We start from the raw sequence: 11067 nt of genomic DNA on the forward strand, positions 1-11067 counted from the left end.
GGGGTGAGGGACGTGCATGCATCCCCTCACCCTAACCCTCTCCCGGAGGGAGAGGGAATTTACATTTGTGAGCAATACAGACGTCACGCCATTGGTCGTGCGTCATCAGAGAGAATCCGGGTTATGTTGCAGTTCATCCTCCGACGTCTGGGACTTGTTATCCCCACGTTTATCGGTATCACCCTTCTCACTTTTGCCTTCGTCCATATGATCCCCGGCGACCCGGTAATGATTATGGCGGGCGAGCGTGGTATTTCCCCTGAGCGCCATGCACAGCTGCTGGCTGAGCTTGGTCTGAACAAGCCGCTGTGGCAGCAGTACCTCAACTATATCTGGGGCGTGTTGCACGGTGATTTGGGTATTTCGCTGAAAAGCCGTCTTCCGGTGTGGGATGAGTTCGTGCCGCGTTTCAAAGCGACACTCGAACTTGGTGTCTGCGCCATGATTTTCGCCACTGCGGTGGGTATTCCTGTTGGAGTCCTGGCTGCGGTTAAACGTGGCTCTATTTTTGACCATACTGCCGTGGGCCTGGCGCTGACCGGCTATTCCATGCCTATCTTCTGGTGGGGCATGATGCTGATTATGCTGGTATCGGTGCAGCTTAACCTGACGCCGGTCTCCGGGCGCGTCAGCGATATGGTCTTCCTCGATGATTCCAACCCGTTGACCGGCTTTATGCTGATTGATACGGCTATCTGGGGCGAAGAGGGCAACTTCATTGATGCTGTCGCGCACATGATCCTGCCTGCAATGGTGCTCGGTACGATTCCTCTGGCGGTGATTGTGCGTATGACCCGTTCATCCATGCTGGAAGTACTGGGTGAGGATTATATCCGCACCGCGCGCGCCAAAGGCCTGACGCGTATGCGTGTCATCATCGTTCATGCGCTGCGTAACGCCATGCTGCCGGTGGTGACCGTTATCGGTCTGCAGGTGGGTACGTTGCTGGCAGGTGCGATCCTGACCGAAACCATCTTCTCCTGGCCAGGCCTGGGACGTTGGCTGATTGACGCGCTGCAACGCCGTGACTATCCGGTCGTGCAGGGCGGTGTGCTGCTGGTTGCGACGATGATTATCCTCGTTAACCTGCTGGTCGATTTGCTGTACGGCGTGGTGAACCCGCGTATTCGTCATAAGAAGTAAGGGGCCATCATGTCACGCGTTTCTGAAAATAAAGTGGTTGCTGCACCGGTTCCAATGACGCCGCTGCAGGAATTCTGGCACTACTTCAAGCGCAACAAAGGCGCGGTAGTGGGGCTGGTCTATGTCTCTATCATGATCCTGATTGCGGTGTTTGCGAACGTCCTGGCACCGTATAACCCGGCGGATCAATTCCGTGATGCTCTGCTGGCACCTCCTGCGTGGCAGGACGGTGGTAGCCTGGCGCACCTGTTAGGTACCGATGATGTGGGTCGTGACGTGTTGTCGCGTCTGATGTACGGTGCACGTCTGTCGCTGCTGGTCGGCTGCCTGGTGGTGGTGCTTTCCCTGATCATGGGGATTGTACTGGGTCTGGTTGCCGGTTACTTCGGTGGTATCGTTGATAACATCATCATGCGTATCGTCGATATTATGCTGGCTCTGCCAAGCCTGTTGCTGGCACTGGTGCTGGTGGCGATCTTCGGCCCGTCGATTGGTAACGCTGCGCTTGCATTGACCTTCGTGGCGCTTCCTCACTACGTACGTTTAACGCGTGCGGCGGTGCTGGTGGAAGTGAACCGGGATTACGTCACGGCGTCTCGCGTGGCGGGTGCAGGCGCTATGCGTCAGATGTTTGTCAATATCTTCCCTAACTGCCTTGCGCCGCTGATTGTTCAGGCGTCGCTCGGTTTCTCTAACGCCATTCTTGATATGGCCGCTCTTGGCTTCCTGGGCATGGGTGCGCAGCCGCCAACACCGGAGTGGGGCACTATGCTCTCCGACGTGTTGCAGTTCGCACAAAGCGCCTGGTGGGTCGTCACCTTCCCGGGTCTGGCGATTCTGCTGACGGTGCTGGCATTTAACCTGATGGGTGATGGTCTGCGTGATGCACTTGATCCCAAACTGAAGCAGTAAGAGGCACGAGATGGCGTTATTAAATGTAGATAAATTATCGGTGCACTTCGGCGATGAAGGCACCCCGTTTCGCGCCGTGGACCGCATCAGCTACAGCGTAAATCAGGGCGAAGTGGTTGGCATCGTAGGGGAGTCAGGTTCCGGTAAGTCGGTAAGCTCGCTGGCAATTATGGGGCTGATTGATTACCCAGGCCGCGTAATGGCGGAAAACCTGCAGTTCAACGGTCAGGATCTGAAGCGTATTTCCGAAAAACAGCGCCGCCAGCTGGTGGGCGCGGAAGTAGCGATGATTTTCCAGGACCCAATGACCAGCCTGAACCCGTGCTATACCGTCGGTTTCCAGATTATGGAAGCGATTAAGGTGCATCAGGGCGGGAATAAGAAAACCCGTCGTCAGCGCGCGATCGATCTGCTGAACCAGGTCGGGATTCCTGACCCGGCATCGCGTCTGGACGTTTACCCGCACCAGCTTTCAGGCGGGATGAGCCAGCGCGTGATGATTGCGATGGCCATTGCCTGTCGGCCAAAACTGCTGATTGCGGATGAACCGACGACGGCGCTGGATGTGACCATTCAGGCGCAAATTATCGAGCTGCTGCTGGAACTGCAGCAGAAAGAGAATATGGCGCTGGTGCTGATTACGCACGACCTGGCGCTGGTGGCCGAAGCGGCGCACAAAATCATCGTGATGTATGCAGGCCAGGTGGTGGAGACCGGAAGTTCCCACGATATCTTCCGCGCGCCGCGTCATCCGTATACTCAGGCTCTGCTACGTGCGCTGCCGGAGTTTGCCCAGGACAAAGCGCGGCTGGCGTCACTGCCGGGCGTGGTACCGGGTAAATACGACCGACCACAGGGCTGTCTGCTGAATCCGCGTTGTCCGTATGCGACGGACAAATGCCGGGCAGAAGAGCCAGAGCTGAACCAGCTTGCTGACGGTCGTCAGTCGAAATGCCACTACCCACTCGATGATGCCGGGAGGCCAACACTATGAGTACGCAACAGGCCACCACGCAACAACCGCTGTTGCAGGCTATCGACCTGAAAAAACACTACCCGGTGAAGAAGGGGATTTTTGCCCCTGAGCGACTGGTGAAAGCGCTGGATGGCGTCTCCTTTACCCTCGAACGCGGTAAAACGTTGGCGGTGGTCGGGGAGTCGGGCTGCGGTAAATCGACGCTGGGCCGTCTGCTGACGATGATTGAAACGCCAACCGGTGGTGAGCTTTACTATCAGGGGCAAGATCTGCTCAAGCATGATCCGCAGGCACAGAAACTGCGTCGTCAGAAAATCCAGATTGTGTTCCAGAACCCGTATGGCTCTTTGAACCCGCGTAAAAAAGTGGGACAGATCCTGGAAGAGCCGTTGCTGATTAACAGCAATCTGAGCAAAGAGCAGCGTCGGGAAAAAGCGCTGGCGATGATGGCGAAAGTTGGCCTGAAAACTGAACATTACGACCGCTACCCGCATATGTTCTCCGGTGGACAGCGTCAGCGTATCGCTATTGCACGTGGTCTGATGCTCGACCCGGATGTGGTGATTGCCGATGAACCGGTTTCGGCACTCGATGTTTCCGTCCGCGCGCAGGTGCTGAACCTGATGATGGACTTGCAGCAGGAGCTGGGGCTCTCTTACGTGTTCATCTCGCACGACCTTTCAGTGGTGGAGCACATTGCTGATGAAGTGATGGTGATGTATCTGGGGCGTTGCGTGGAGAAGGGGACGAAAGATCAGATCTTTAATAATCCTCGTCACCCGTATACCCAGGCACTGCTTTCCGCGACGCCGCGTCTGAACCCGGACGATCGTCGTGAGCGTATTAAGCTGACGGGCGAGTTGCCAAGCCCGCTGAATCCGCCTCCGGGGTGTGCATTCAACGCCCGCTGCAGTCGTCGCTTCGGTCCTTGCACCCAGCTCCAGCCACAGCTGAAGGATTATGGTGGTCAACTGGTCGCCTGCTTTGCAGTCGACCAGGATGAAAATGGCGAAAAGCCACATGCTTAAAACAAAAAAACCGGCGTTAAGCCGGTTTTTTTATCTCTGCGCTATTATTTCCGCAAGCGAATCTGGTCGACAGCGTGCTTCTCGCTCTTGGTGAGGATTAAGCTCGCACGCTCGCGCGTTGGTAAGATGTTCTCTTTCAGGTTCACGTAGTTGATCTCATTCCACAACCCTCTTGCCACATTAACCGCTTCTTCTTCAGAAAGCTGGGCGTAGTGATGGAAATAGGAGTCCGGATCAGTGAATGCCCCCTCACGGAACTTCAGGAAGCGGTTGATATACCAGTTCTGGAGTAAATCTTCCGGCGCATCGACATAAATAGAGAAATCGACAAAATCGGAGACAAACACATGATGCGGATCGTGAGGATAGTCCATTCCGCTTTGCAGAACGTTCAGCCCTTCCAGAATCAGGATATCCGGCTGGACCACCGTTTTATCTCCGTCCGGGATGCGATCGTAGATCAGGTGTGAATACACCGGCGCAGTCACGTGAGGCACGCCCGATTTCAGGTCAGAAACAAATTTCACCAGACGGTGCATATCATAAGAGAGCGGGAAGCCTTTCTTCTTCATCAGCCCGCGTTCTTTTAGTACTTCGTTTGGATGCAGGAAGCCATCGGTGGTGATCAGCTCCACGCTGCGGTGCTCCGGCCAGCGGCTCAGCAGCGCCTGCAGGACACGCGCAGTCGTGCTTTTACCTACGGCCACGCTACCCGCAATACTAATGATATAAGGAATGCGTTGACCATTCGTCCCAAGGAACTGTTCCAGCACCGCCTGACGGCGCAGGTTGGAACTTATATAGAAGTTAAGCAAGCGAGAGAGGGGGAGATATATTTCTGCGACCTCTTCCAGGGACAGGTCTTCGTTTATCCCTTTTAACCGTGCGATTTCACCTTCCGTCAGCGTCATAGGGACGGAATCACGCAGGGCAGCCCACTGGCTGCGGTTAAAATGAAGATAAGGTGTCATTAACGATTGCTCTTTTTTGCTCATAAGCATGCTTCAGTGAGCCAGCACAATACTGCCGGATCATGGCTCATCACACAGTTAATTTTGGACAATGGGCAGGAGGTTAACACCAGATGACAGGAATAATAAGAAAAAAGATGGAAAGCGCTGCGTTACGCGTAAGCCGTCACGCTACGGTGTATACCGTGCAAATCAGCGTGATATGTTGAATATTTGACCTCGAATGACTACTTTTACAGCGTTCAGCACGCTGTTCGCATAAAATGTGAGCGAAAGAACGTTTTATGCAAATTTTTAGTTGCATGACTGCGCAGGTATCCATAGAATGCGCGCTACTTGATGCCGACTTAGCTCAGTAGGTAGAGCAACTGACTTGTAATCAGTAGGTCACCAGTTCGATTCCGGTAGTCGGCACCATCAAGTCCGGTGGGGTTCCCGAGCGGCCAAAGGGAGCAGACTGTAAATCTGCCGTCACAGACTTCGAAGGTTCGAATCCTTCCCCCACCACCACTTTCTGGCAGCGTTAATGCCGCCGGAGCTGGTTGGAAAAATTAGCCAGCTCAAACAAAAAAGAGAGAAATCTCTTTTTTTGTTACAGAAAGAACTGGGTAGCCGAGTTTCAGGATGCGGGCATCGTATAATGGCTATTACCTCAGCCTTCCAAGCTGATGATGCGGGTTCGATTCCCGCTGCCCGCTCCAATACGTGCTGATATGGCTCAGTTGGTAGAGCGCACCCTTGGTAAGGGTGAGGTCCCCAGTTCGACTCTGGGTATCAGCACCACTTCACTTCTCCTTCCCGTTTCTCTCTGTTTCAATTTTACTGTATTCAACAATTCAGGCATTTCGCCTGGTTGATGTGGTGATATCACCGATTTATCCGTGTCTTAGAGGGACAATCGATGTCTAAAGAAAAGTTTGAACGTACAAAACCGCACGTTAACGTCGGTACTATCGGCCACGTTGACCATGGTAAAACAACGCTGACCGCTGCAATCACTACCGTTCTGGCAAAAACCTACGGTGGTTCTGCTCGCGCATTCGACCAGATCGATAACGCACCAGAAGAAAAAGCTCGTGGTATCACCATCAACACCTCTCACGTTGAGTACGACACCCCGACTCGCCACTACGCACACGTAGACTGCCCAGGCCACGCCGACTATGTTAAAAACATGATCACCGGTGCTGCGCAGATGGACGGCGCGATCCTGGTTGTTGCTGCGACTGACGGCCCAATGCCTCAGACCCGTGAGCACATCCTGCTGGGTCGCCAGGTAGGCGTTCCTTACATCATCGTGTTCCTGAACAAGTGCGACATGGTTGATGACGAAGAGCTGCTGGAACTGGTAGAGATGGAAGTTCGTGAACTGCTGTCTCAGTACGATTTCCCAGGCGACGATACCCCAATCGTTCGTGGTTCTGCTCTGAAAGCGCTGGAAGGCGACGCAGAGTGGGAAGCGAAAATCATCGAACTGGCTGGCTTCCTGGATTCTTACATCCCAGAACCAGAGCGTGCGATTGACAAGCCATTCCTGCTGCCAATCGAAGACGTATTCTCCATCTCCGGTCGTGGTACCGTTGTTACCGGTCGTGTAGAGCGCGGTATCATCAAAGTTGGTGAAGAAGTTGAAATCGTTGGTATCAAAGAGACTGCGAAGTCTACCTGTACTGGCGTTGAAATGTTCCGCAAACTGCTGGACGAAGGCCGTGCTGGTGAGAACGTTGGTGTTCTGCTGCGTGGTATCAAACGTGAAGAAATCGAACGTGGTCAGGTTCTGGCGAAGCCAGGCTCAATCAAGCCACACACCAAGTTCGAATCTGAAGTGTACATTCTGTCCAAAGACGAAGGCGGCCGTCATACTCCGTTCTTCAAAGGCTACCGTCCACAGTTCTACTTCCGTACTACTGACGTGACCGGTACCATCGAACTGCCAGAAGGCGTAGAGATGGTAATGCCAGGCGACAACATCAAGATGGTTGTGACTCTGATCCACCCAATCGCGATGGACGACGGTCTGCGTTTCGCAATCCGTGAAGGCGGCCGTACCGTTGGCGCGGGCGTGGTTGCTAAAGTTCTCGGCTAATTGCTGATAACATTTGACGCAATGCGCAATAAAAGGGCATCATTTGATGCCCTTTTTGCACGCTTTCACGTCAGAACCTGGCTCATCAGTGATTATTTTTGTCATAATCATTGCTGAGACAGGCTCTGCAGAGAGCGTATAATTCGAAAAGCGAATTAGCATTTCGATTTGGTTTGCCTCGCGATCGCGGGGTGAAAATGTTTGTAGAATACTTCTGACAGGTTGGTTTATGAGTGCGAATACCGAAGCTCAAGGGAGCGGGCGCGGCCTGGAAGCGATGAAATGGGTAGTGGTAGCCGTTTTGCTGATCGTAGCGATTGTTGGCAACTACCTTTATCGTGACATTATGCTGCCGCTACGTGCGCTTGCAGTGGTAATTCTGATTGCTGCAGCGGGTGGTGTCGCGCTGTTGACGACGAAAGGCAAAGCGACTGTCGCTTTTGCTCGCGAAGCGCGTACCGAAGTCCGCAAGGTAATTTGGCCGACTCGCCAGGAAACATTGCACACCACGCTGATTGTAGCGGCGGTTACCGCTGTAATGTCACTGATCCTGTGGGGACTGGATGGTATTCTGGTTCGCCTGGTATCCTTTATCACTGGCCTGAGGTTCTGAGATGTCTGAAGCCCCTAAAAAGCGCTGGTACGTCGTTCAGGCGTTTTCCGGTTTTGAAGGCCGCGTAGCAACATCGCTGCGTGAGCATATCAAATTACACAACATGGAAGAGTTATTTGGCGAAGTTATGGTTCCGACCGAAGAAGTGGTCGAGATCCGTGGCGGCCAACGTCGCAAAAGCGAGCGTAAATTCTTCCCGGGTTACGTGCTGGTTCAGATGGTTATGAACGACGCGAGCTGGCACCTTGTGCGCAGCGTACCGCGTGTGATGGGCTTTATCGGCGGCACATCTGACCGTCCGGCGCCAATCAGCGACAAAGAAGTTGATGCGATTATGAACCGCCTGCAGCAGGTGGGTGATAAGCCGCGTCCGAAAACGCTGTTTGAACCGGGTGAAATGGTTCGTGTTAATGACGGTCCATTTGCTGACTTTAATGGTGTGGTTGAAGAAGTGGACTACGAGAAGTCCCGCCTGAAAGTCTCTGTTTCTATCTTTGGTCGTGCGACCCCGGTAGAACTGGACTTTGCCCAGGTCGAAAAAGCCTAAGCAGCGATCAAAAAAGCGACGATTTAATTGTTGCACAGGGCGCGAGATTGGAATACAATTTCGCGCCTTTTGTTTTTATGGGCAACGGCCCGTAAAACGAATTTTATTCACGGGGAGCCTCACTGAGGCGTTATTACCCAATCAGAGGATTTTAGAATGGCTAAGAAAGTACAAGCCTACGTCAAGCTGCAGGTTGCAGCTGGTATGGCGAACCCAAGTCCACCAGTTGGTCCAGCTCTGGGTCAGCAGGGTGTGAACATCATGGAATTCTGTAAAGCGTTCAACGCAAAAACTGAATCCCTGGAAAAAGGTCTGCCAATCCCAGTCGTAATCACTGTTTACGCTGACCGTTCTTTCACTTTCGTTACCAAAACCCCTCCAGCAGCAGTTCTGCTGAAGAAAGCGGCTGGTATCAAGTCTGGTTCCGGTAAACCGAACAAAGACAAAGTGGGTAAAATTTCCCGCGCTCAGCTGCAGGAAATCGCGCAGACCAAAGCTGCCGACATGACTGGTGCCGACATTGAAGCGATGACTCGCTCCATCGAAGGTACTGCACGTTCCATGGGCCTGGTAGTGGAGGACTAAGAAATGGCTAAACTGACCAAGCGCATGTCCGTGATCCGTGACAAAGTTGATGCGACCAAACAGTACGACATCAACGAAGCTATCGCTCTGCTGAAAGAACTGGCTACCGCTAAGTTCGTTGAAAGCGTTGACGTTGCTGTTAACCTGGGCATCGATGCTCGTAAATCTGATCAGAACGTTCGTGGTGCAACTGTACTGCCACACGGTACTGGCCGTTCCGTTCGCGTAGCTGTATTTACTCAGGGTGCAAACGCAGAAGCTGCTAAAGCTGCTGGCGCTGAACTGGTAGGTATGGAAGATCTGGCTGACCAGATCAAGAAAGGCGAAATGAACTTTGACGTTGTTATTGCATCTCCAGATGCAATGCGCGTTGTTGGCCAGCTGGGCCAGGTTCTGGGTCCACGCGGCCTGATGCCAAACCCGAAAGTGGGTACCGTTACTCCTAACGTTGCTGAAGCGGTTAAGAACGCTAAAGCAGGTCAGGTTCGTTATCGTAACGACAAAAACGGCATCATCCACACCACCATCGGTAAAGTGGACTTCGACGCTGACAAACTGAAAGAAAACCTGGAAGCTCTGCTGGTTGCGCTGAAAAAAGCAAAACCAACTCAGGCGAAAGGCGTGTACATCAAGAAAGTTAGCATCTCCACCACCATGGGTGCAGGTGTTGCAGTTGACCAGGCTGGCCTGAGCGCTGCTGCAAACTAATGCCTTTACGTGGGCGGTGATTTTGTCTACAATCTTACCCCCACGTTTGCTAACGAAAGTTAGCGGCTAAAAGATTTGTTCGTTGGAGCTTGGCCTATCCAGGCCTCCGTCGAAGACCGCAGGTGTTTCGTAAGAGACTTAATCCCCTGCGTAGACGGTGACAGAACGCTAAGATTATTTTTTGAATACTCTGGCTTGTTTCTGCTCACCGTATTTAGACGCTCTTCCCGTTGGGTCGAGTGAAGTGAGTTCCGGAACATGAGTTCCGGCAAACATCCAGGAGCAAAGCTAATGGCTTTAAATCTTCAAGACAAACAAGCGATTGTTGCTGAAGTCAGCGAAGTAGCCAAAGGCGCGCTGTCTGCAGTAGTTGCGGATTCCCGTGGCGTTACTGTAGACAAAATGACTGAACTGCGTAAAGCAGGTCGTGAAGCTGGCGTATACATGCGTGTTGTTCGTAACACCCTGCTGCGTCGCGTAGTTGAAGGTACTCCATTCGAGTGCCTGAAAGACACGTTTGTTGGTCCGACCCTGATTGCATACTCTATGGAACACCCGGGCGCTGCTGCTCGTCTGTTCAAAGAGTTCGCGAAAGCGAATGCAAAATTTGAGGTCAAAGCTGCAGCCTTTGAAGGTGAGTTGATCCCGGCATCGCAAATCGATCGCCTGGCAACCCTGCCGACCTACGAAGAAGCAATTGCACGCCTGATGGCAACCATGAAAGAAGCTTCGGCTGGCAAACTGGTTCGCACTCTGGCTGCTGTTCGCGATGCGAAAGAAGCTGCTTAATCGCAGTTGTCTTTATAAAGCATTTGCTTACGTATAAACTTATTCTGATTTTCAGGAACAATTTAAATGTCTATCACTAAAGATCAAATCATTGAAGCAGTTGCAGCTATGTCCGTAATGGACGTTGTAGAACTGATTTCTGCAATGGAAGAAAAATTCGGTGTTTCTGCTGCTGCCGCTGTAGCTGTTGCTGCTGGCCCAGCTGCTGACGCTGCTGAAGAAAAAACTGAATTCGACGTAATTCTGAAAGCTGCAGGCGCTAACAAAGTTGCTGTTATCAAAGCAGTACGTGGCGCAACTGGCCTGGGTCTGAAAGAAGCTAAAGACCTGGTAGAATCTGCTCCAGCTGCGCTGAAAGAAGGCGTGAGCAAAGACGACGCAGAAGCACTGAAAAAATCTCTGGAAGAAGCTGGCGCTGAAGTTGAAGTTAAATAAGCCAACTTTTCTGGTTGCAGCCTAAGTAATTAGGCTGATGGCTGGTGACTTTTTAGTCACCAGCCTTTTTGCGCTGTAAGGCATCAGTAGCATTTCACACTGTTTGACTGCTGGTTGTCCTGACAATGCTTGTTTCTATCGACGACTTAATATATTGCGACAGGGTGCTCGCTCTGTGTAAATCGCAACGAAATGGTTTAAGCGTGATAGCAACAGGTATTGCGGAAAGTATTCAATTTTCCGGTCCACAAAATGGTGTTGCACAAACTGTCCC

The 11067-nt window shown here is 52.4% G+C and carries 12 protein-coding genes and 4 tRNA genes; 15 read left to right on the plus strand and 1 reads right to left on the minus strand.

Features of this window, described 5'->3' with window-relative positions; genetic code table 11:
* The first annotated feature begins 123 nt into the window (after positions 1–123).
* Genes dppB through dppF form a run of 4 tightly spaced genes read left to right on the plus strand, consistent with a single transcriptional unit; the run spans position 124 to position 4059 of the window.
* A complete protein-coding gene (gene dppB / locus AAHF05_RS01015) occupies positions 124–1143 on the plus strand; it encodes a dipeptide ABC transporter permease DppB (RefSeq protein WP_028018275.1) in 1020 nt (339 codons plus the stop codon).
* 9 nt (positions 1144–1152) lie between these two features.
* The gene (dppC, locus tag AAHF05_RS01020; RefSeq protein WP_129325190.1) at positions 1153–2055 is read left to right on the plus strand and encodes a dipeptide ABC transporter permease DppC; all 903 of its coding nucleotides are present in this window, start codon (positions 1153–1155) and stop codon (positions 2053–2055) included.
* Between the two features lie 10 nt (positions 2056–2065).
* Complete coding sequence (gene dppD / locus AAHF05_RS01025) at positions 2066–3049, plus strand: dipeptide ABC transporter ATP-binding protein (protein ID WP_013094994.1); 984 nt, start codon at positions 2066–2068, stop codon at positions 3047–3049.
* Entirely contained in the window at positions 3046–4059 is a 1014-nt protein-coding gene (gene dppF, locus AAHF05_RS01030; RefSeq protein WP_028018277.1) for a dipeptide ABC transporter ATP-binding subunit DppF, read from the plus strand. Before dppD ends, dppF begins: the two co-directional genes overlap by 4 nt.
* Before the next feature lie 44 nt (positions 4060–4103).
* Here dppF and coaA read toward each other — a convergent pair whose 3' ends face one another.
* Positions 4104–5054, minus strand: a complete 951-nt coding sequence (gene coaA, locus AAHF05_RS01035; protein ID WP_028018278.1) for a type I pantothenate kinase — start codon at positions 5052–5054, stop codon at positions 4104–4106.
* A 317-nt stretch (positions 5055–5371) separates the two neighbouring features.
* Between coaA and AAHF05_RS01040 the strand changes: the two genes are divergently transcribed.
* The 11 genes from AAHF05_RS01040 to rplL all read left to right on the plus strand — a co-directional run bounded on the left by AAHF05_RS01040 (position 5372) and on the right by rplL (position 10793).
* Positions 5372–5447: transfer RNA gene (locus tag AAHF05_RS01040), tRNA-Thr, on the plus strand.
* A gap of 8 nt (positions 5448–5455) precedes the next feature.
* A tRNA-Tyr gene (locus AAHF05_RS01045) sits at positions 5456–5540 on the plus strand.
* Positions 5541–5656: 116 nt separating this feature from the next.
* Positions 5657–5731, plus strand: a tRNA-Gly gene (locus AAHF05_RS01050).
* A gap of 6 nt (positions 5732–5737) precedes the next feature.
* Positions 5738–5813: transfer RNA gene (locus AAHF05_RS01055), tRNA-Thr, on the plus strand.
* Positions 5814–5931: 118 nt separating this feature from the next.
* The gene (gene tuf / locus AAHF05_RS01060; RefSeq protein ID WP_014830236.1) at positions 5932–7116 is read left to right on the plus strand and encodes an elongation factor Tu; all 1185 of its coding nucleotides are present in this window, start codon (positions 5932–5934) and stop codon (positions 7114–7116) included.
* Between the two features lie 229 nt (positions 7117–7345).
* Positions 7346–7729 carry a preprotein translocase subunit SecE gene (gene secE / locus AAHF05_RS01065; RefSeq protein WP_013094999.1) on the plus strand — a complete coding sequence of 128 codons (384 nt, stop codon included), beginning with the start codon at positions 7346–7348 and terminating at the stop codon, positions 7727–7729.
* Position 7730: 1 nt separating this feature from the next.
* Positions 7731–8276 carry a transcription termination/antitermination protein NusG gene (gene nusG, locus AAHF05_RS01070; protein WP_003862341.1) on the plus strand — a complete coding sequence of 182 codons (546 nt, stop codon included), beginning with the start codon at positions 7731–7733 and terminating at the stop codon, positions 8274–8276.
* Between the two features lie 156 nt (positions 8277–8432).
* Positions 8433–8861 carry a 50S ribosomal protein L11 gene (rplK, locus tag AAHF05_RS01075; protein ID WP_008503452.1) on the plus strand — a complete coding sequence of 143 codons (429 nt, stop codon included), beginning with the start codon at positions 8433–8435 and terminating at the stop codon, positions 8859–8861.
* 3 nt (positions 8862–8864) lie between these two features.
* On the plus strand, positions 8865–9569 hold the full coding sequence (gene rplA, locus AAHF05_RS01080; RefSeq protein ID WP_013095000.1) for a 50S ribosomal protein L1: 705 nt from the start codon (positions 8865–8867) through the stop codon (positions 9567–9569).
* Positions 9570–9860: 291 nt separating this feature from the next.
* Positions 9861–10358, plus strand: a complete 498-nt coding sequence (rplJ, locus tag AAHF05_RS01085) for a 50S ribosomal protein L10 (RefSeq protein ID WP_004097644.1) — start codon at positions 9861–9863, stop codon at positions 10356–10358.
* 66 nt (positions 10359–10424) lie between these two features.
* Positions 10425–10793 carry a 50S ribosomal protein L7/L12 gene (gene rplL, locus AAHF05_RS01090; protein ID WP_014882064.1) on the plus strand — a complete coding sequence of 123 codons (369 nt, stop codon included), beginning with the start codon at positions 10425–10427 and terminating at the stop codon, positions 10791–10793.
* Positions 10794–11067: the final 274 nt, after the last annotated feature.

The sequence above is a fragment of the Enterobacter adelaidei genome (genome assembly GCF_041937165.1).
Lineage (GTDB): Bacteria > Pseudomonadota > Gammaproteobacteria > Enterobacterales > Enterobacteriaceae > Enterobacter > Enterobacter adelaidei.